The sequence below is a fragment of the Microlunatus sp. YIM B11417 genome, assembly GCF_059617205.1.
In genome coordinates this window covers 36,506-55,799 of the sequence record NZ_JCAMPJ010000009.1, presented here as the reverse complement: position 1 = coordinate 55,799, position 19,294 = coordinate 36,506, and the positions used below count along the sequence as shown (strand labels likewise).

Sequence of the window (19,294 nt, the reverse complement as noted above, 5' to 3'; positions counted from 1 at the left end):
TTCAGGGGCCGGCGGAGAGCTCGGCCCGGGCGGTGGCCCGGTAGCGGGAGGGCGGGGTGCCTTCGGCGGCGGTGAAGACGCGGGAGAAGTAGAAGGCGTCGCTGAAGCCGGCCCGGCGGGCGACGACGGAGACGGGGAGGTCGGTCTCCTGGAGCAGGCGGCGGGCGACGCCGATCCGGAACCGCTGGACGAACCGGGACGGGGACTGGCCGGTCGCCCGCCGGAACAGGCGGCGCAGCAGTTCCGGGCTGACATGCGCAGCGGCGGCCAGGTCCCGGGTGGAGAGGTCCTGGTCGTAATGCCGGCGCAGGTGGTCGATCGCCGCGGCCACCTCGGGCGGATGGGTCTCGCCCGACGCGTCGGTGATCACCGCGTCGGCCTCGCTCCGGGACAGCCGGCCGACGGCGTCGGTCAGGGCGGCGTTCGCGATCATGGAACTGCCGGGTCGCGGCCGGGCCAGTTCGGCGGCCGCGTCGCGCACACCGGCGACGATCCGGTCCCAGCCCCGGCCGTGCAGGTTGATCATGAGTGTCGGGGGCCGGAGGTCGAGGCGAGGCTCGCCGCGGTCGTACGCCATGAAGTGGGCCACGTGGGTGCGCAGCGGCGGCTCGCCGTACCAGGCCTGTTGCGCGGTCTGCGGCGGGATCATGATCACCGAGCGGGGCCCGGCCCGGACCGGGTCGAGCCCGCCCAGCCGGAATTCGCAGGCCCCGCCGGTGATCACCCAGAGCTGGTAGTGCGGCAGGGAACGAGGGGCCAGCCGCCAGGACGGCGAGCAGTCGAAGAACGCCGCCGCATGGGCGATCAGCGAGATGCCGCTGCCGTCGTCGGCCGACCCCACGAAGCCTCCCTCAGCCGGCCACGACCGGATAGTCCGGGCGCGGGGTGTCGCCGGTATGGGCGTGCTCGGCGCCGAAGTAGCTCATCGTGATCGCGCGACGGGGCCGGCCCGAGGTGTTGGCCGCGGTGCCGTGCACGACCAGGCTGTGGAAGAACAGCCCCGAGCCGCGCCGCATCGGCACCGGGACGACGGCGTCCAGGTCGTAGTGGTCGGCCGGGATCACATAGTCGTCCTGGGTGTGCTCGTGCGGCAGCCCGCCGCGCGTGTGACTGCCCGGTACGACGAGCATGCAGCCGTTGTCCAGGGTCGCGTCGTCCAGGGGCATCCAGCAGGACCACAGTGACATCGGCTGGATCGGCCAGTACGGCGAGTCCTGGTGGAACCCCTTCTCCGAGCCGACCTTGCCCGGCTTCATCAGCGCGTCCGCCCGGAACAGCCAGAGCTGCTCGCCGAGCACGGCCTGGATCCGTTCCACGATCTCCGGCCGGGTGATCATCTTCTCCCGGACCAGGTCGTCGGCCCAGAGCCCGCTGATCTTGCGGATGTCCTGGCCGGGTTCGACCTGCTGGCCGGACCGGGCCAGCGCCGGCTCCTGCTGCAGCGAGAGTCCGTCCGGCACCGCGCGGTCCCGGCGGGCGTACGCGAGCAGGCGCTCGCCGATCTCGTCGCACTCGGCGGGGGAGAGCAGGTCCTCGACCAGCAGGTAGCCCTGCTCGCGGACCCGTGGGTCGTGGACGTCAGTGACGGTCATCGTCGATCAACTCCTTGTCCGTAAGGCTTTCACGATCGAGCCTGACAGTCGGCCGGGTCCGTGACCTGGACAGCACAGCACAAATCCTGGACTTTCGTCAGTCGCGGATGATCAGCTCCGGAGCGACCCGGATCCGCAGCCGCCCGCCGCTCCCGTTGCCGGCCAGCCTCTGGAACAGGGTCTCCGCGGCGGCCCGGCCCATCCCGTCGACGTCCTGCCCGACCACGGTCAGACCGCCGCGGACCAGGTCGGCGAGCGGGAAGTCGTCGAAGCCGGCCACCTCCAGCCGATCGGATGCACGCAGGGCCCGGACGGCGGCCATCGCCGACAGCGAGCTGGCCGCCAGCAGCGCGGTCGGCGGGACCGGCGAGGCCCGCCAGTGATCAAGCTGCCGGCGCAGCGGACCGACCTCCTGGACCCGCTGGAAGATGATCTTGGAGTCCGCCTCGATCCCCGCCGCCGCCAGGCCGTCTTGGTAGCCGGCCAGCCGCTCCCGCTGGGTGAACAGCTCGGGCGGGTCGCCGACGAAGGCGATCCGGGTGTGCCCGCGGCGGGTCAGGTGGCGTACGGCCTGCTCGGCGCCGCGGCGGTTGTCGCAGAGCACCGTGTCGGTCTCGACGTCCTCGACCGGGCGGTCCACACAGACCACCGGGAGCGAGTCCGCGAGCCGCTGCAGGAACCGGCTGCCGGTGCCGGTCGGCCAGAGCACCAGGCCGTCCACCTGACGGGCCAGCAGGGATTCGATCACCGCCCGTTCCCGGTCCGGATCGTGCCCGGTCAGCGACACGGTCAGCGCCGCGTCATGATCACTCGCCACGGTCGCGATGGCCCGGGCCAGGCGCGCCTGGACCGGCTCGGCGATGTCCTCGCACACGTACCCGATCGAGCGGCTCACCTTGCGCCGCAGCACCCGGGCGGCGGCGTTCGGCCGGTAGTCGAGGGTACGGATCGCGGCCCGGACCCGGGCCCGCATGGCATCGCTCACGGCCCGTTCGCCGTTGATCACCCGGGACACGGTCTTGACCGCGACGCCGGCCTCGCGGGCCACGTCGTGGATCGTCGGGCGCTGCGCCATGCCGGCCTCCCTTCCGTGCCCAATGATGACACCGATGTCAGCCCCGATGATCAGGGCGAATGCGGCTCCGACGGGCCCCGAGGGTCCTGTTTCATGATCAGCGACGGCGGCGGGAACGCCCTCGTGGTCCTACGGTGGACCGCATGCATCGCCTCCACTATCAGCACCCCGGGACCTGGTTCGGCGACTGCATGCCGATCTTCGCCGACGGGGAGTTCCAGCTGTTCCACCAGCGCGACACCCGGCGGCCCGGCCCGTTCGGGGAGCCGTTCGGCTGGGCGCTGGCCCGGACCACCGACTTCGTCCGGTACGAGGACCGCGGCGAGGCGCTGCGCCGGGGCGGCGACGCCGACCAGGACCAGTTCATCTTCGCCGGCAGCGTCATCGAGGCGACCTCGACGGTCGAGGCCGGCGGTCGCTTCCACGCCTTCTACACCGGCTACAACCGGGACTTTCCGGCCGCCGGGAAGCCGGCCCAGGTGCTGCTGCACGCGGTCAGTGATGATCTTGAGCACTGGACCACGGTCGAGGGTGAACTGGTGGCACCGGAGCCGGGTCACGACCCGGACAACTGGCGGGACCCGTACGTACTCCGGGACGATGATCATGATCGCTGGGTGATGATCTTGGGCGCCCGACGGGACGGTGATCGGCTGCGGACCACCGGCCGGACGGTCTGGTACACCTCGACCGATCTGGCGCGCTGGACCTTCCAGGGCGACTTCTGGGCGCCTGACCTCTACACGATGCACGAGATGCCGGACCTGTTCCGGCTGGGTGATCACTGGTATCTGCTGACCACCGAGTACAGCGACCGCAGCACCACCGTGTACCGGATGAGCGAGAGCCTCGGGGGACCGTGGACGGCACCGGCCGACGACGCCTTCGACGGTCGCTCCTACTACGCCGCCCGGTCCGCCTCCGACGGCGAACGCCGCTACCTGTTCGGCTGGGTGGCGACGAAGGAGGGCGAGCAAGACCTGGGCGCCTGGCAGTGGGGCGGCACCCTCGTGGTCCACGAGGTGTACCGACGCCCGGACCACTCGCTCGGCGTCCGTCTTCCCGAGCCGGTCCGGGCCGCCTTCCCGACTCCGGCCTCGCTGATCGACGAGCCGGTCCCGGTGAAGGCCGCGGACGGCAGGCGCCGGATCGGTCTCGGCTCGCTCCCCGAGGATCGTCCGGTGTTGATCACGCTCCGGCTGACGCCGGCCGAGCTGCGCGCGTTCGCGATCGTGCTGTTCGAGGACGAGGCGTCCGGCGACGGCTACGCGTACACGTTCCGGGCGCATGAGGGACGGATCGACTTCGACCGGGTGCCCAACTATCCGTGGTACCGCTTCGACAACCGGGGCCTGCAACGCCCGTTCCGGACCCGGCCGGGGGAGAGCCTGACGGTCGACCTGGTGATCGACGACACGATCGCGACGCTCTACGTCGAGGGGGTCGCGCTGAACACCCGGCTGTACGAGCGGCCGGGCCGGCGGCTGGCGCTCGAGGTCGTCGACGGCGAGCTGACCCTGGAGCGGGCCGAGCTCTCCGTACTCGACGATCCCGAGCCCTGACTCAGGGAACGTTGGAGTTCGGGACGACCCCGGCGGGCGGCATGGCGCAGGCGGGCGATCCGCCGGGCAACCGATGCCGGTTGGCCGCGATCCGGCGGTAGACGACGTCGGCCAGCTGCGCGATCCCGGGCAGCCGGAGCAGCGTGCCGAGGATCCGGTACGGCCCGCCGGCATAGCGCAGCCAGGCCGCGACCGCAGCGGCGCCGCCGACCACCTGGCCGCGCAGGTCCAGCCAGAGCACCTCTCGCTGGGCCCGCTCGGCGGTCGTCCCCGCCGCGTCGAGATCGGTGAACTGCCACGGGACGTACTTCGGCTCGAGCTGTCCCGGACGGCGGAGCCGCTCGGCGATCCAGGTCACCGCAGTCGTGCAGAAGGCGCAGTCGCCGTCGAAGATCAGCCAGGGCACCCGGCGGCCCTGGTCCGGCGCGATCCTGTCCATGGCTCAACTCTAGGAGCAGGTCGGCGAGGTCTACACTCGCCCTGTGGCGGGCCGGATTAACGAAGAGGACATTGCGGCGGTCCGCGAGCGCGCCCGGATCGACGAGATCGTCGGCTCCTACGTGACGCTGCGCCGATCGGGCAGTGCGATGGTCGGCCTGTGCCCGTTCCACGAGGAGAAGACGCCGAGCTTCCAGGTCACCCCGTCCCGCGGGCTCTGGTACTGCTTCGGCGCCTGCTCCGAGGGCGGCGACGTGATCAGTTTCGTCCAGAAGATCGACAACCTGACCTTCGTCGAGGCGATCGAGCGGCTGGCCGACCGGGTCGGCATCCAGCTCCGGTACTCCGACGACGGCGGCCCGCGGACCCCGCCCGGCCTGCGGATGCGGCTGATGGAGTCGCACCAGGCGGCGGCGGAGTTCTACGCCGAGCAGTTGGCCGCCCCGGACGCCCTGCAGGCCCGGCAGTTCCTGGCCGAGCGCGGCTTCGACCGGGACACCGCGCTCGACTTCGGCGTCGGCTTCGCGCCGCGGGACGGCCGGGCCCTGCTGCGACATCTGCGCGGGCGTGGCTTCGCCGATGCCGACCTGGTCGCCGGCGGGCTGGCCCGGGAGTCCGGCTACGACTTCTTCCAGGGCCGGCTGCTCTGGCCGATCCGGGACTCCGGCCGGCAGGTGCTCGGCTTCGGCGGCCGGCGGATCTTCGACGACGACCGGATCTCGGCCAAGTACATCAACACGCCGGAAACCCCGCTGTACAAGAAATCCCACGTCCTGTACGGCCTCGACCGGGCCCGCCAGGCGATCGCCAAGAAGAGTCAGGCCGTCGTCGTCGAGGGCTACACGGACGTGATGGCGGCGCACCTCTCCGGGGTGGACACCGCGATCGCCTCCTGCGGCACCGCGTTCGGTGATGATCATGCTCGGCTGCTGCGCCGGCTGATGGGTGATCATGACGCGTTCGGCGGCGAGGTGATCTTCACCTTCGACGGCGACGAGGCCGGCCAGAGCGCGGCGCTGAAGGTCTTCTCCGGTGACCAGAACTTCCTGGCGCAGACGTACGTCGCGGTCGAGCCGAGCGGGCTGGACCCGTGTGACCTGCGGCTGCAGCAGGGCGAGGCCGCGGTCCGGGAACTGGTCGCCCGGCGGGTGCCGCTGTACCGGTTCGTGATGAGCAACATCGTCGGCCGCTACGACCTGGACCGGGTCGACGGCCGGCTGAACGCGCTGCGGGCCGCCGCGCCGCTGGTCGGCAGCATCCGCGACCGGGGCCTGGTCAGCGGGTACGTCCGCGAGCTCACCGGCCTGCTCGGAATGGAGCCGGAGGAGGTGCAGCGCGAGGTGGCCCGGGCCGCCCGGGCGCCGCGACCGCAGTCCGGGTCGGGCCAGCGGGGCGACCGCTCCCGGGTCCATGACGAGCCGCCGCCCGAGGAACCGGAGCCGCAGCACCGGCGCAAGGGACTGGAGCTGCCCGACCCGAACGACCGGCTGCTGACCACCGAACGGCAGACGCTGAAGTTGATCATCCAGGCGCCGCAGCGGTTCGGGGCCGGCTGGGACGGCATCACCACGGCCGACTTCACCCATCCCGCGTACGCGGCCGTCTTCACCTGCGTCGAGAAGGCCGCCGCCGACGGCGTCGAGGGCGACTGGGCCCACCGGGTCAGCCTGGCCGCCGAGGACGACCGGCTCCGGTCGCTCACCGTGTCCCTCGGCGTCGAGCCGCTCCCGATCACCGGCGAGCCGACCGAACGCCTGGTGGCCGCCTACAGTTCCGGGCTGCAACTGCTCACCGTGATGCGCCAGATCGCCGAGCTGAAGTCGAAGCTGCAGCGGACCAATCCGGTCGACCAGGCGGTCAAGTACAACCAGATGTTCTCCGAACTGGTCGTCCTCGAAGCGCGCCGGCACGCGCTGCACCAGCGCAGCATCGGCGCCCAGGAGTAGGCCACCGCGAACTGGCCTGTGGATAACTGGCCCGAACAGTGGCGGACTGTCGGTGCCGGGGGCCAGAGTGCCGCCATGGGGGAATGGACGGAGCCGGACGACGCGCTGCTGACGCCGGCCGAGGAGAGTGAGTTGGCCGCCCGGATCGAGGCGGGTGCCCTGGCCTGGGCGGAGCGGCAGGAGCCGGTCCGGCGCAGCGGGGCGACGACGGAGGAACTGCTGGCGCTGGAGCGGGCCGGCGAGCGGGCCCGGCAGCGGTTCGTCCGGGCCAATCTGGGGCTGGTGGCGGGGTTGGTGCCCGGCTATGCGAGCCGGGCCGGGCTGCCGCGCGACGAACTGTTCCAGGAAGGCTGTCTCGGGCTGCTGATCGCGGTGGCCCGGTTCGACCACCGGCGCGGCATGCGGTTCTCGACCTACGCCCTGTACTGGATCCGCGCCCGGCTCGGCGACGCGGTGCTGCGGCGCTGTGGCGGCCTGCCGCTGCCCTCGCAGCGGGCCGAGCAACTGCGGGCGGCCCGGGCCGCCGAGGACGAGCTGGTGCAGGCGCTGGGCCGGGACGTGACGGCCGCCGAGATCGCGGCCCGGGCCGGGCTGGACCCGCGCCGGTACGAGCGGCTGCTGGCCTGGCAGCACGTCGCCTCGCTGGACCAGCCCGCCGGTGAGCCGAGCAGCCCGGCCGACCTGGGACCGCCGCCGGACGCGATCGCCGAGCGGCCGGACCGGTCGGTCGAGGAACTGCTCTGGGGAATGCCTCCGGCGGAGCAGACCGTGCTGCGCCTGCGGTACGGCCTCGACGGCGACTCCGGCCTGTCCTACGCCGCGATCGCCCGCCGGCTCGGCCAGTCCGAGTCCGGGGTGCGGCGGCTCGAGCACCGGGCGCTGGACCGGCTGCGGTCGGACCGTTCGAGGAGGGCTGGAAGAATGACCGCATGAGCTTGAAGACCCGCGGCCGCTGGTGGAGCAAGTCCCGCGGGTTGCCCGCCGAGGCGTATGCCTCGCTGGTCGAATCGCTGCGCGCCGAGGACCGCCCGGTCGAACGGATCCTGGCCTGGGCGATCACGGGGGACGGCTTCTGTGTCGGGTTCCCCGCCGTGCTCTCGTACGGGAGCGAGGACGGGTGGACCCATGTCGGCTGGCACGAGATCGAGAACGGCGGCTGGAACTCCGAGACCCGCCGGATCAGCTTCCGGGCCTATGACGGGCGGCGCGGCTTGATCGATCTGGCCGAGCCCGGGCGGCTGCCGGAACTGTTCCGGGAGCGGGTCGCGGCGAGCCTCGTGGTGGAGAAGTTCATCCCGGTCGACGGCAATCGCGGGGTGACGATCAGCGGTCGCCGGGACCTCTCCGACCCGGCCGCGCCGATCGCCTGGCACAGCTCGCTGACCCGCGGCGTCACCTGGCAGACCGAGGGGATTCGCGACCTCGCGGACCGTGCGCTGGAGGCGGTGAGAACCGAATACGACATTCGGTGATCGGCCTGCTATCGTACGTACCCGCGCCCCTCGCTGGGGAGCGGTGCGATCCCCTGTAGCTCAATTGGCAGAGCATGCGACTGTTAATCGCAGGGTTGTTGGTTCGAGTCCAACCGGGGGAGCTTCGTCTCCATCACAGCCGATAGCCAGTCTGGCTGTACGGCTTCTTGCCGAACGCGAGCACCTTGGTCGGTGCGACCGCGAACACCCAGGCCCCACCGGCGTCGCCGCCGAAGCCGTCGTCGGTCACCTGGTACTGCCAGTCGCCGTCCCACTTCGTCGCCCAGGCCGCGGCGAGGCGCTCCAGCAGGGCCCGGTCGGTCACCCGCCGCGCCGTACCCTCGACCACCACGTCGAGCCCGCCCGACCACGAACTGGCGCCGATCGAGAGCGCGACCTCGGGGTGGGTCTCCAGATTGCGGGCCTTCTGCTCGGCCGAGCCGGTGCAGAAGTGCAGGGCGTCGTCCAGCCAGACGGGGACCAGCGGCGTCACATGCGGCCGGCCGTCCGCGCGGACCGTCGTGAGCCAGCCGAGCTGGGCCGACTCGAGCATCGCGTGGGTCTCGGCCCAGGGCGTCGCCGTCGCACCGGGTTCACTGAAGCTGCCGTCGAAACGCGGCTCGGGGTCGCTCATGATCACTCCTTCGTCAGCGGTCTGACTCCAGCATTGATTGCAATGTGCAATCAGTCAAGACCGACAGTGGTCCCACGAAGGAGATTCGGTGAACACGAAAGCCGCAGCAGAAGAGTGTGGGCCGGGGCCAGGAGTCGCCTGGGGGGGCGGGGCTCCGAGCGGTAGGGAGCTACGGAGCCGGGCTCATGGCCCCAGCCATTTCAAAAGTAGGCCCGCCGGACATCCTTCTCAACAGGATTGGATCGGGTTGAGCCTAATTGTGATGAGCAGGCCAAGGATTGGATCAAGGCCCGATCAAGAGTGCCGGCCGGTCAGATCGTCGAGGAACAGCGAGGCCCAGCGGTCGATGTCGTTCTCGAACACCTGCTTGCGCAGGTAGCGCATCCGCCGGGCGTGCACCCGCGGCGAGTCGTTCATCGCCTCCACCAAGCGCTCCTTGAGCCCGTTGATGTCGTACGGATTCACCAGGTAGGCCTGCCGCAGCTCCTTCGCGGCTCCGGCGAACTCGCTCAGCACCAGGGCGCCGTTGTCGTCCTGCCGGCAGGCGATGAACTCCTTGGCGACCAGGTTCATGCCGTCGCGCAGGGGCGTGACCACCATGATGTCGGCAGCCCGGTAGAGCGCGGCCATCTCCTCGCGCGGATAGGACGCGTGCAGGTACGTGATCGGCGGCCGGCCGATCCGCCCGGTCTCGCCGTTGATCCGTCCGACCAGCATGTCGATGTCGTCGCGCAGTTGGCGGTACTGGTCGACCCGGTCCCGGGACGGCGCCGCCACCTGCACCAGCACCGCCTCGTCCGGATCGAGCCGGCCGTCCCGGACCAGTTCGCCGAATGCCCGGATGCGCTGCCGCAGGCCCTTGGTGTAGTCGAGCCGGTCGACGCCGAGGAAGATCGTCCGCGGATCGCCGAGGTCGTGCCGGATCTGCTTGGCCCGCTGCTCGACCGCCGGGCTGGCGGCCAGTTCGTTGAAGCCGGAGGCGTCGATCGAGATCGGGTACGCCCGCGCCAGCACGGTCCGGCCGTCGGCGGTCCGGACCCGGTCGCGGTGGGTCTGCAGGTGCAGCCGCTGCCGTACCAGGCGCACGAAGTTCTGGGCTCCGCCCGGCAGCTGGAAGCCGACCAGGTCGGCGCCGAGCATGCCTTCCAGGATCTGGTTCCGCCAGGGGAGCTGCTGGAACAGCTCGAGCGGCGGGAACGGGATGTGCAGGAAGAAGCCGATCCGCAGGTCCGGCCGGCGCCGCCGCAGCATCGCCGGGACCAGTTGCAGCTGATAGTCCTGCACCCAGACCACGGCGCCCTGCTCGGCCACCTCGGCCGTCCGGTCGGCGAACCGCTCGTTCACCGCAACGTAGGAATCCCACCACTCCCGGTGGAACTGCGGGTTCTCGATGGCGTCGTGGTAGAGCGGCCACAGGGTGCCGTTGGAGAGGCCCTCGTAGTACTGGGCCACCTCGGTCTCGCTGAGTTCGACCGGGATGAGTTGCATGCCGTTCGTCGAGAACGGGTCCAGCTTCTCGGGTGCCCCGTGCCACCCGATCCAGGCGCCGTCATTGGCGCGCATCACCGGCTCGAGGGCGGTGACGAGGCCTCCGGGTGAGGTTCGCCAGCCCGTACTGCCGTCTGCGTTCTCGATCCGATCGACGGCGAGCCGGTTGGCGACCACCACGAAGGACGCGGTCGGAGTGGATGACGTCTTTTTTCCTTTGTCGCTGCTCATACAGTGCCAAGCCTCCCAAGGCGTCCGTTCGACCATATCCGAAGATCGGCCGTCTCTTCGATTCGGCGGTCCAGACAACGGCCGGTCGCCGTGCCGCAAGACGCCCGTTGTCTCGAGTCGCCCGGGTCTGACAGAGTCGACGGCGTGAGTGCTGCCGGAGCCGTACCCGACCCTGGGATCGACGCGATGCGGGCCATCATGCAATGGCCCGACAAGACCATGATCGCCGTCGACTTCGACGGCACCCTGGCGCCGATCGTCGACGACCCCGACCGCGCCTTCGGCGATCCACGGGCGATCGCCGCCCTGGGTCGGCTCGGCGGCCTGGGCCTGACCATCGCCGTGATCACCGGCCGCCCGGCCCGGACCGTGGTCCGGCTGGGCCGGTTCACCTCGGTGCCCGGCCTGCGGAACATGATCGTTCTCGGCCAGTACGGCGTCGAGCGCTGGGACGCGGCGACGGGGGAGTTCAGCATCCCGCCGGAGCCCGACGGGATCGAGGCACTCACCGCCGAGGTGGACCAGCTGCTGGCCGGCCTCGACCTGAGCGACGCCCGGCTGGAGCACAAGGGCCGCGCGATCGGCGTCCACACCCGCGAGCTGGCGGACCCGCGCGGCGCCTTCGAGACCCTGCTGCCCCGCCTGAACGACCTCGCCGAGCGGCACCGCTGGGCCATCGAGCCGGGCAAGAACGTGATCGAGATCCGGGCCCCTGGCATGGACAAGGGCGTCGCGCTGCGGTCGCTGATCGAGGAGACCGGCGTTCGCCAGGTGATCTTCGCCGGAGATGATCTTGGCGACCTGCCCGCCTTCCGGATGGTGCAGCACCTGCGCGCCGAAGGCTTCCCCGGCCTCCTGGTCTGCTCCGCCTCCCACGAGGAGGACGCCCTGACCGAGATCTCCGACCTGATCGTCAGCGGCCCAGACGGCGTCGCCGAATGGCTCGGTCGCCTCGCCGACAGCCTCGCCGCCCGCCGCTCCTGACCCCGACTCCGGGGTGGCGCGCCGCTATAGTCGTCCCGCCAGGGGCGGTAGCTCAGCCGGTTAGAGCAGGGGACTCATAATCCTCCGGTCGCGGGTTCAAGCCCCGCCCGCCCCACCAGTGGATTCCCTTGCGGGTAAGGGTTTCCGGGTTGCCTGCTCCAGTTCGGCCGCGTTCGCCAGGGCCTCGCTCAGGCTCTCGCGCTGCTCGGTCGTGAGTTCGGCGGCTGCGGCCTCCGTCAGCAGCGCGCGGGCCCTTTTCTGGTCACCGAGTCGGATGGCGAGCTCGGCACCGTAGACCAGGGCCTCCACGAGGTCGGTTGCCGGCGCCGACTCGCGGTGCTTGGTCAGTGCGGTGTCCAGGATCCGCGCGGCCTGCCGGAGGTCGCCCTTGGAATCGCCCAGGACCACCGCGTTCCGCAGGGAGTTCGCGAGCTTGCTGGACGGTGGATCGGTGGCGTCGCCCGCGGCATCGGTGTTGTGGAAGAACCGGATCCAGTTGCCGCCGGGGTCGACGACGGAGAAGCCGGTGGTGTTGCCGACGTTCTTCCGCTTACGTGGCCTGGTCATCCGCGGGAGTCCGGAGACCAGGACCTTGCCGTGCACCGCCCGCATGCCGGCAGCGAAGGCTTCGTACAGCGCCTTGGGGTCTTCCACCAGGACGACGCACGACCCGTACGACGTCTCCGGATCGAAGCCGTCCAGCCCGAAGAACTGCAGCTGGAGGTCGTCGCGCCGCAGGCCGACACACGGGTAGAGCTTGGTCTGCCGGTAGGTGCGCTCGAAGCCGAGCATCCGGTAGAAGTCCTCGACCTCGTCGATGGAGCGGCAGGGCAGCAGGGGAATGGCGATCTCGCCGGTCATGACTTCGTCCTCACGCCTACGGGTGCTAACTCTGTACAGTATACGGGAAAATTCCGGTCGGGTTCCCAGTCGAGAACTTTTGGCTGGCCAGGGAAGCAGTTCCTCGGTGATCAGCGAGTACGCCGTGTTCCCGGATCGGAGCGGTTGGCGCGGATCTCGTCGTGGTGGTCGGCGGCCCAGCCGATCAATTGCTTGACGATGTCGATCAGGCCGCGGGCGAGTGGGGCGAGCTCGTACTCGACGCGGGGTGGGACCTCGGCGTAGGCGGTGCGGGTGATCAAGCCGTCGTCGGCGAGCTGGCGGAGGGTGTGGGTGAGCATGCGTTGGGAGATGCCCGGGATCTGGTGCTGCAGGTCCGTGTAGCGGAGCGGGCCGCTCTCCAGGACGGCGATGATCAACATGCTCCACTTGTCGCCGACCCGGTCGAGCACGTGGCGGATGAAGTCCATCTGGTCGGCGGGGATGCTCGCGCACGGCCCGATCGAGGCCGCCATTGCGACCTTCGCGCTGTCCTGCATGGCGCCCGTTCCTCTCCGTTGCGCACATCCGTGTGCCTTTTGTAACGCCTTCAATACTGACTCATCATGGTGCTACGAACAAAAAGTAGGAATTGATCCTCGTCACCATGAAGGAGAGTTCACGATGCCCACACTCGCCATCGTCGGGGCCGGTCCCGGCCTGGGGCTGGCCATCGCCCGCACGTTCGGCCGTCGCGGGTTCGACGTCGCCCTGATCGCCCGCACCAAGGAGAAGCTGGAGGCCCTGGGTGATCAGCTCGGCCAGGAGGGGATCACGGCTGCCGCGTTCCCGGCCGACCTCCTTGATCACGCCTCGCTGGCCGATGCCCTGGACACGGTGAAGGCTCGCTTCGGCGGCATCGACGTCCTGGAGTACTCGCCCGCCCCGCACTCACCGGTGCCCGGCCTCACCATGGTCGCTCCGTCCGAGGTCACGGTCGACAACCTGCAGCCCATGATCGAGTACGGCTTCTACGGTGCGGTCGCGGCGACCCGGGCGGTGTTGCCCGCCATGCGTGAGGCCGGCGCCGGGACTCTGCTCTTCACCGGCGGTGGCGGTGCCGTGGACCCGCTGCCGATGTTCGGCAACGTCAACGCGGCCCAGGCGGCGCTGCGCAACTGGGTGATCAACTTGAACAAGGAGTTGGCCGGCAGTGGCGTCCTTGCCGCCCATGTGGCGATCAACGTCTGGATCGGCGGGGGTGGCCCGGAGGGTAGTCCGACGGCCACGGCGGAGCAGATCGCGCCGCTGTATTGGGAGCTGTACGAGAAGCGCGACCGCTCCGACGTCGTCTTCAACGCCTGACCGGCTCGTGCTCGGCGTCTCGTGAGTCGCCGGGCCCAGGTTCGGGGGGTGACCGGGCTGATAGCATCGGCCAAGTGCAAATGAAAACCGTTGTCGTTATTATGGCGGTGGTGCTGGCAGCCACCGTGGCAGGGTGTGCTCCGGGTGGGACCTCGGGTGGCGGCGGCGCCGGCGGGGCCGCCGTGGGAGAGGGCGCGACCACGTATCCACTCACCGTGGAGAGTTGTGGGGTCGAGGCGACGATCGAACGTGCGCCGGGCCGCGCGGTGTCGCTGAACCAGTCGGCGACGGAGATCATGATCGGCCTCGGCCTCGCCGATCGCCTGGCCGGGACCTCGTACGAGACGGACCCGGTGCCCGACGACATCGCCGAGACCTACCGCGGCATCCCGTTGCTCACGGACGGGATCCTCAAGCACGAGACGTTGCTGGCGGCCCAGCCCGACTTCGTCTACTCCTCGTTCGCTTCGTTCCTCACCACCGAGAACGCCGGCGACCGGGCGGAGCTGCACCGGCTCGGCGTGCCGACCTACCTCAGTGAGTTCGACTGTACGTACCACGAGGCCGTCAAGGGCGGCGCGACGTTCCAGATGCTCTTCGACGAGATGGAAGCGATCGCGAAGATCTTCGACGTCCCCGGAGCCGGCCGGAGACTGGTCACCGAGCAGCAGGCCGTCGTCGACCGGGGCATCAAGATCGCCGAGCAGCACCAGGGGAGCCCGACCCTGGTCTGGTTCTACTCGACGGCGGCGTCGGCGGCGACACCTTCGGTGGCCGGGCCCGGCGGGCTGCCACAGACGGTGACCGAGCTGGTCGGTGCCAAGAACGCGTTCAGCGATGCGGCGAACAAGTGGCCAGAGGTCAGCTGGGACGAGATCGCCGCCCGCGACCCCGACGTGATCGTGATCGCCGATCTGACCAGGGGCTACCCGGGCGACACCGCGCAGGAGAAGATCGACTTTCTCAAGAGCGATCCCTTGACCAAGACCATGGACGCCGTCGTCCACGAGCGGTTCATCATCGTGCCCGGCCAATACATGGACACCTCGATCCGCAGCGTGGAAGCGGTTCCGACCGTTGCGCAGGGGCTGGTCGATCTGGGAGTCCTGCGATGAGCGCGAGCGACACCGGCGAGCTGGAACGACTGATCCACTCCTGGGAAGATCAACAAGCGGCCTATGTCACCCTGCGCGAGCAGCGGTTCGCGATCATGCTCGACGGGATCGCCCGGTTGTGCGAGGAGTCGGCCGATCTCGACGCGGAGGGCGCGGGCCTGACCGTGGTCGACCTGGGCTGCGGTCCCGGCAGCCTCTCGCAGCGGGTGCTCGACCGGTTCACCGCGGCCCGGGTGATCGGCATCGACTACGACCCGTTGCTGCTCGCGCTGGCCCAGGCTCGGCTGAGTGATCAACACGGCTCACGCTTCACGGCTGTCGATACCGATCTCGCTGCGCCCGACTGGGCCGCCGGTCTGCCCGCCGGCCCGGTGCAGGTCGCCGTCTCCTCGACCGCCCTGCATTGGCTGGAGCCGGCGCAGCTCGTCCAGCTGTACGGATCCCTCGGCGCCCTGCTGCCCGACGGCGGCATGATCATGAACGCCGATCATCTGCGCTACGACCCGCGTGCGCAACCGTTCCTCACCCGGGCGGCCGCGGCCGACGACGAGCGTACTCAGGGCGAGGCTCATGCGCGAGGGGTGCGGACCTGGGAGCAGTGGTGGGCGGAGGCGGTCGCTGTTCCGGCATTGGGCCGGCACCACGCCGAGCGCGAGCGGCGGTTCGCCGACCGGCCACCGCCGCCGCATGCGCCGCTCGAGTTCCACCTGCAGGCACTCCGAACGTCCGGGTTCGCCGAAGTCGGCGTCGTCTGGCGTCACTACGACGACGTCGTCGTGTTCGCCCGATGGTGATCAGGCTCAGCGATCCCGAGGGCGACGTGGCGCCCGCAGACGGGCCGGCGCCACCAGGTGGCCTCGCGACCCGCGGGTCCGAACCGGACAACGTTCGGCCCGGTGTCCGTCGGCCGCGCGGGTTGCGCACCGCGCTGGTCGGTGTCTTCGTCGTCGGCCTCGGGTTGTCGATCATGGTCGCGACGTTCATCGGTACGGCGGACATCGGCCCCCTCGACGTCCTCGGGATCATCCTGCGTCACGTCGGCCTGGGCTCCCTGGCTCCGGTCCCGCCGGCACCGGTGCTGGTCGATGCGCTGATCTGGGAGTCCCGGCTCCCGCGGGTCCTGCTGGCGGCTGTCGTCGGATTGGGCCTCTCGATCTCCGGGGCCGTACTGCAGTCGATCACCCGCAACCCGCTCGCCGAGCCGTACCTGCTCGGCGTGTCGTCCGGAGCCTCCACCGGAGCAGTGTTGATCATGATCGCCGGGCTCGGCTCCGGAGCGGTGAGCCTCTCGACCGGAGCCTTCGCCGGCGCGCTGCTCGCCTTCGTGATCGTCCTCGCGCTGATCGGCGGGGGACGTGTCTCGAACCCGGCCCGCGTGGTCCTCACCGGCGTACTCGTCTCCCAGTTCTTCTCCGCCGTGACCTCGCTGGTCCTGATGCTCGACGGCGATGCCGACTCCACCCGCGGGTTCACGTACTGGCTGCTCGGATCCCTCGGCGGAGCGCGGTGGGCGCCGTTGCTGGTCGCCGCCGCGATCATTCTGCTGGGCGCCGTCGGCTGCCTGTTCTTCGCCGCGGCGCTGGACGCCTTCACCTTCGGCTGGGACACCGCCTCCTCGCTGGGCATCAACGTGACCCGGGCTCGCGTGACCCTGATGATCCTCACCGCGCTGATCACCGCGGCGGCCGTTGCCGCGTCTGGTGCGATCGGCTTCATCGGCCTGCTCGTCCCCCACATCGTCCGCCTGCTGGCCGGGCCGGCGCACCGCCTGCTCCTGCCCCTGTCCGGCCTGGGCGGCGCGATCTTCCTGATCTGGGTCGACACCTTCGCCCGCTCGGCCTTCGCGCCGCACGAGATCCCGGTCGGCGTGATCACGGCGCTGCTCGGCGCACCGATGTTCGCGATCGTCCTGCGCAAGGCGGCCCGGTCATGACGACCCTGGCGGCGCAGGGGATCGGGTGGACGGTCGACCGGACGCGCATCCTCGACGGCGTCTCGCTGCAGGCGCATTCCGGGGAGGTCCTCGGCGTGCTCGGCCCGAACGGCGCGGGCAAGACCTCACTGTTGCGCATCCTCGCCGGACTGCGGCGGCCGGACACCGGTACGGTGCTGCTCGGTGGCGAGCCGATCCACACGATGCGTCGGCGCGCGGTCGCCCGGCGGCTGGCGATCGTCGAGCAGTCACCCGAGGTGCACGCCGACCTCACCGTGGACGAGACCGTGGCACTGGGGCGCACCCCGCACCGCAGTACCTTCTCGACGCTGGACGACCAAGATCAGGCGGCCATCGCGCGTGCACTCGAACTGACCGGGATGCGCCGCTACCGGTCGCGTTCCTGGCTGACGCTCTCCGGCGGCGAACGTCAGCGCGCCCAACTCGCCCGCGCGCTGGCCCAGCAGCCGGAGGTGATCTTGTTGGACGAACCGACCAATCACCTGGACATCCGCTACCAGCTCGACGTACTGGCTCTGCTTCACTCGCTCGACCTCACCGTCGTGACCGCTCTGCACGATCTCAACCTGGCCGCCCGCTACTGCGATCAGGTCGTGATCGTGAATGCCGCCCGGATCGCCGCGGCCGGCCGGCCCGCCGGAGTGCTGACCTCGGAGCTCGTTCGCTCCGTGTACGGGGTCGAGGCCGTCATCGAGACCTCCCCGCACACGGGCGCACCGATGGCCACCTTCCTGGACGGGGGGAGCGGTGCCGTCAACGCCGGTGACCGTGCAGCCGGGCCCGGTCGATGATGATCAGCGGTACGGCGACGGCGGCCAGGGCGGCCCCGATGATCGCCACCGAGATCAGCGGGATGCCCCGGGTCAGGGCTGCTGCGGCGAGAACCGGGGTCAGGCTGATCCCCAGCTGGAAGGCGGAAACGGTGGTCGACCCGGCGAGGGTCGGGGCGTCGGCCGCGATCGCGAACACCCGGCCGTAGATCGCGGGGTTGATCACGAACGCCGCGATGCCGATCACGAAGACCACCGGCACGACCACCGCCGCCTGCCGGATCGTGACCGCCAGCGCCACCGACAGGACCATGATCGCCACGGTGCCGGTCAGCAGGGCGAGGTGCGGCCGGCGGTCGGAGACCCGGCCGCCGATCGACAGGCCGACGAACGCGCCGATGCCGAAGAGCGCAAGTACCGCGGGGATCCAGACCTCGGGCAGTGCGGTGACCTCGGCCAGCAGCGCGGCGAGGTAATTGAAGCTGATCATGTACGCCGCCGTGGTCAGGATCGTGATCGCGAAGATCACCCAGAGCGCCGGCCGGCGTAGCGTGGCCAGCTCCCGCGCCACACTCGGAACCGCGGTCCCGCCGGGTCGTCGGGTGGCGGCCGGGATGCCGACGAGGCACCCGACGGCGCCGACGATCGTGAGCACCACCACGGCCCAGAAGCCGCCGCGCCACTCGGTGAAATGGCTGAGCAGCGTGCCCGCCGGGCCGCCCGCCACCATGGCCAGGCTGAGTCCGCTGACCACCACCCCGGAGGCGCGGGCGTTCCGGTCCGGCGGCGCCAGGTTGATCGCGGTCACCGCCGCCACCGCGAAGAACCCCGCGTACGCGATCCCGGCCACCGCCCTCATGATCAACAGGACCAGGAAGTCACCGAGCAGGCCGATGGCGACGCTGGCCGCGAAGACGGCCTGGGTCGCGATCAGCGCGGTTCGGCGAGGCCAGCGCAGGCTCAGCACGGCGAACGGCGGGCCGCCGAGTACGACCCCGAGGGCGAACGCGGTGATCAGGAAGCCGGCCGAGGCCAGCGGGATGTCGAGGTCGGCGGCGACCTGCGGCAGCACTCCCGCCAGCAGGAACTCCGCGCTGCCCATGGCGAAGAGGCTGAACCCCAGCAGGTAGACGCCGGCGGGCAACCGCTGGGACGTGTGCCGAGACTGCTCGGCCGTGATGTTGACCATGGGCCCAGCGTCCGCACCCGCTGCCGGTTTCAGCAACAAACCTTGCTGTTCCCGGGACGACCTGATTTGACTGGCCGGATGGACGACCAACCAAGCGTCAGCGGAGCGATCGCCCAGATCGCTCCCCGGCTGCGCCGAGCCCGTCAGCGGAAGGGTCTCAGCCTGGCCGATCTCGCGCGTGTCACCGGGATCTCGACCAGCACCCTGTCCCGGCTGGAGTCAGCGCAGCGCAGACCGAGCCTGGAACTGCTGCTGCCGATCACCGCCGCCCTGGGCGTGCGGCTGGACGAGATCGTGGCGGCGCCCAGGATCCTCGATCCGCGGGTGCCGCAACAGCCGACCACCCGCGACGGCCGGGTGCTGGTCCCGTTGTCCCGGCAGCAGGGTGAGCCGCGTGCGTACAAGATGATCATCCCGGCGCACGACGCACAGCCGCACCTGCGGACCCATGCCGGCTACGAGTGGCTGTACGTGCTGCGCGGTCGACTGCGGGTGCGGCTCGATGATCAGGACTTCATCATGGCAGCGGGGGAGGCGGCCGAGTTCGACTGCCAGGTCCCGCACTGGTTCGGGGCGGCCGGCCGCGGCGACGTGGAGGTGCTCAGCCTCTTCGGCCGCCACGGTGAGCGGATCCATCTCCGTACCACCCGATCCTGACGC

The 19,294-nt window shown here is 70.4% G+C and carries 20 protein-coding genes and 2 tRNA genes; 13 read left to right on the top strand and 9 right to left on the bottom strand.

Annotated features, from left to right (window positions below; translation table 11 throughout):
* Nucleotide 1 precedes the first annotated feature (1 nt).
* The 3 genes from AC6CCG_RS28895 to AC6CCG_RS28885 all read right to left on the bottom strand — a co-directional run bounded on the left by AC6CCG_RS28895 (nucleotide 2) and on the right by AC6CCG_RS28885 (nucleotide 2,667).
* A complete protein-coding gene (locus AC6CCG_RS28895; protein WP_496658243.1) occupies nucleotides 2-841 on the bottom strand; it encodes a helix-turn-helix domain-containing protein in 840 nt (279 codons plus the stop codon).
* 10 nt (nucleotides 842-851) lie between these two features.
* Nucleotides 852-1,592 (bottom strand): phytanoyl-CoA dioxygenase family protein, encoded by a 741-nt coding sequence (locus AC6CCG_RS28890; RefSeq protein WP_496658242.1) that lies wholly within the window; start codon nucleotides 1,590-1,592, stop codon nucleotides 852-854.
* Between the two features lie 97 nt (nucleotides 1,593-1,689).
* Nucleotides 1,690-2,667: a LacI family DNA-binding transcriptional regulator gene (locus AC6CCG_RS28885; RefSeq protein WP_496658240.1), complete on the bottom strand. Its 978-nt coding sequence runs from the start codon at nucleotides 2,665-2,667 to the stop codon at nucleotides 1,690-1,692.
* Between the two features lie 143 nt (nucleotides 2,668-2,810).
* Here AC6CCG_RS28885 and AC6CCG_RS28880 point away from each other — a divergent pair, with 143 nt between their 5' ends.
* Nucleotides 2,811-4,229, top strand: coding sequence for a glycosyl hydrolase family 32 (locus AC6CCG_RS28880; RefSeq protein WP_496658239.1), 1,419 nt, complete (start codon nucleotides 2,811-2,813; stop codon nucleotides 4,227-4,229).
* A 1-nt stretch (nucleotide 4,230) separates the two neighbouring features.
* On the opposite strand, the gene AC6CCG_RS28875 is transcribed toward AC6CCG_RS28880, so the two are convergent.
* Nucleotides 4,231-4,668 carry a thiol-disulfide oxidoreductase DCC family protein gene (locus tag AC6CCG_RS28875; protein WP_496658238.1) on the bottom strand — a complete coding sequence of 146 codons (438 nt, stop codon included), beginning with the start codon at nucleotides 4,666-4,668 and terminating at the stop codon, nucleotides 4,231-4,233.
* A 43-nt stretch (nucleotides 4,669-4,711) separates the two neighbouring features.
* On the opposite strand from AC6CCG_RS28875, the gene dnaG reads away from it, so the two are divergent.
* The 4 genes from dnaG (at nucleotide 4,712) to AC6CCG_RS28855 (ending at nucleotide 8,207) form a co-directional block, all read left to right on the top strand.
* Nucleotides 4,712-6,613 carry a DNA primase gene (dnaG, locus tag AC6CCG_RS28870; protein ID WP_496658237.1) on the top strand — a complete coding sequence of 634 codons (1,902 nt, stop codon included), beginning with the start codon at nucleotides 4,712-4,714 and terminating at the stop codon, nucleotides 6,611-6,613.
* Between the two features lie 75 nt (nucleotides 6,614-6,688).
* Nucleotides 6,689-7,546, top strand: coding sequence for a sigma-70 family RNA polymerase sigma factor (locus AC6CCG_RS28865; RefSeq protein WP_496658236.1), 858 nt, complete (start codon nucleotides 6,689-6,691; stop codon nucleotides 7,544-7,546).
* Entirely contained in the window at nucleotides 7,543-8,085 is a 543-nt protein-coding gene (locus AC6CCG_RS28860) for a hypothetical protein (protein WP_496658235.1), read from the top strand. The genes AC6CCG_RS28865 and AC6CCG_RS28860 overlap by 4 nt, the downstream gene beginning before the upstream one ends.
* 49 nt (nucleotides 8,086-8,134) lie before the next feature.
* Nucleotides 8,135-8,207: transfer RNA gene (locus tag AC6CCG_RS28855), tRNA-Asn, on the top strand.
* Nucleotides 8,208-8,218: 11 nt separating this feature from the next.
* Here the strand turns inward: AC6CCG_RS28855 and AC6CCG_RS28850 are convergent.
* Both AC6CCG_RS28850 and AC6CCG_RS28845 read right to left on the bottom strand, forming a co-directional pair.
* Nucleotides 8,219-8,719, bottom strand: a complete 501-nt coding sequence (locus AC6CCG_RS28850) for a pyridoxamine 5'-phosphate oxidase family protein (RefSeq protein ID WP_496658234.1) — start codon at nucleotides 8,717-8,719, stop codon at nucleotides 8,219-8,221.
* A 294-nt stretch (nucleotides 8,720-9,013) separates the two neighbouring features.
* Entirely contained in the window at nucleotides 9,014-10,438 is a 1,425-nt protein-coding gene (locus tag AC6CCG_RS28845) for an alpha,alpha-trehalose-phosphate synthase (UDP-forming) (RefSeq protein ID WP_496658233.1), read from the bottom strand.
* 144 nt (nucleotides 10,439-10,582) lie between these two features.
* Here AC6CCG_RS28845 and otsB point away from each other — a divergent pair, with 144 nt between their 5' ends.
* Nucleotides 10,583-11,422, top strand: coding sequence for a trehalose-phosphatase (otsB, locus tag AC6CCG_RS28840; protein ID WP_496658232.1), 840 nt, complete (start codon nucleotides 10,583-10,585; stop codon nucleotides 11,420-11,422).
* 41 nt (nucleotides 11,423-11,463) lie between these two features.
* A tRNA-Ile gene (locus tag AC6CCG_RS28835) sits at nucleotides 11,464-11,540 on the top strand.
* On the opposite strand, the gene AC6CCG_RS28830 is transcribed toward AC6CCG_RS28835, so the two are convergent.
* Together AC6CCG_RS28830 and AC6CCG_RS28825 are read right to left on the bottom strand one after the other, a co-directional pair.
* Nucleotides 11,519-12,283, bottom strand: a complete 765-nt coding sequence (locus AC6CCG_RS28830; protein ID WP_496658231.1) for a DUF8817 family protein — start codon at nucleotides 12,281-12,283, stop codon at nucleotides 11,519-11,521. The two genes, AC6CCG_RS28835 and AC6CCG_RS28830, sit on opposite strands and share 22 nt — an antisense overlap.
* A gap of 110 nt (nucleotides 12,284-12,393) precedes the next feature.
* A complete protein-coding gene (locus AC6CCG_RS28825) occupies nucleotides 12,394-12,801 on the bottom strand; it encodes a winged helix-turn-helix transcriptional regulator (RefSeq protein WP_496658230.1) in 408 nt (135 codons plus the stop codon).
* Nucleotides 12,802-12,925: 124 nt separating this feature from the next.
* On the opposite strand from AC6CCG_RS28825, the gene AC6CCG_RS28820 reads away from it, so the two are divergent.
* The 5 genes from AC6CCG_RS28820 to AC6CCG_RS28800 all read left to right on the top strand — a co-directional run bounded on the left by AC6CCG_RS28820 (nucleotide 12,926) and on the right by AC6CCG_RS28800 (nucleotide 17,466).
* Nucleotides 12,926-13,606, top strand: a complete 681-nt coding sequence (locus AC6CCG_RS28820) for an SDR family NAD(P)-dependent oxidoreductase (protein ID WP_496658229.1) — start codon at nucleotides 12,926-12,928, stop codon at nucleotides 13,604-13,606.
* Between the two features lie 80 nt (nucleotides 13,607-13,686).
* On the top strand, nucleotides 13,687-14,721 hold the full coding sequence (locus AC6CCG_RS28815) for an ABC transporter substrate-binding protein (RefSeq protein ID WP_496658228.1): 1,035 nt from the start codon (nucleotides 13,687-13,689) through the stop codon (nucleotides 14,719-14,721).
* A complete protein-coding gene (locus tag AC6CCG_RS28810; RefSeq protein ID WP_496658227.1) occupies nucleotides 14,718-15,515 on the top strand; it encodes a class I SAM-dependent methyltransferase in 798 nt (265 codons plus the stop codon). The genes AC6CCG_RS28815 and AC6CCG_RS28810 overlap by 4 nt, the downstream gene beginning before the upstream one ends.
* Nucleotides 15,509-16,654, top strand: a complete 1,146-nt coding sequence (locus tag AC6CCG_RS28805; protein ID WP_496658226.1) for a FecCD family ABC transporter permease — start codon at nucleotides 15,509-15,511, stop codon at nucleotides 16,652-16,654. Before AC6CCG_RS28810 ends, AC6CCG_RS28805 begins: the two co-directional genes overlap by 7 nt.
* The gene (locus AC6CCG_RS28800) at nucleotides 16,651-17,466 is read left to right on the top strand and encodes an ABC transporter ATP-binding protein (RefSeq protein ID WP_496658225.1); all 816 of its coding nucleotides are present in this window, start codon (nucleotides 16,651-16,653) and stop codon (nucleotides 17,464-17,466) included. The genes AC6CCG_RS28805 and AC6CCG_RS28800 overlap by 4 nt, the downstream gene beginning before the upstream one ends.
* Here AC6CCG_RS28800 and AC6CCG_RS28795 read toward each other — a convergent pair.
* Entirely contained in the window at nucleotides 17,429-18,634 is a 1,206-nt protein-coding gene (locus AC6CCG_RS28795) for an MFS transporter (RefSeq protein WP_496658223.1), read from the bottom strand. The two genes, AC6CCG_RS28800 and AC6CCG_RS28795, sit on opposite strands and share 38 nt — an antisense overlap.
* Nucleotides 18,635-18,712: 78 nt before the next feature.
* On the opposite strand from AC6CCG_RS28795, the gene AC6CCG_RS28790 reads away from it, so the two are divergent.
* Entirely contained in the window at nucleotides 18,713-19,291 is a 579-nt protein-coding gene (locus tag AC6CCG_RS28790; RefSeq protein ID WP_496658222.1) for a helix-turn-helix domain-containing protein, read from the top strand.
* Nucleotides 19,292-19,294: the final 3 nt, after the last annotated feature.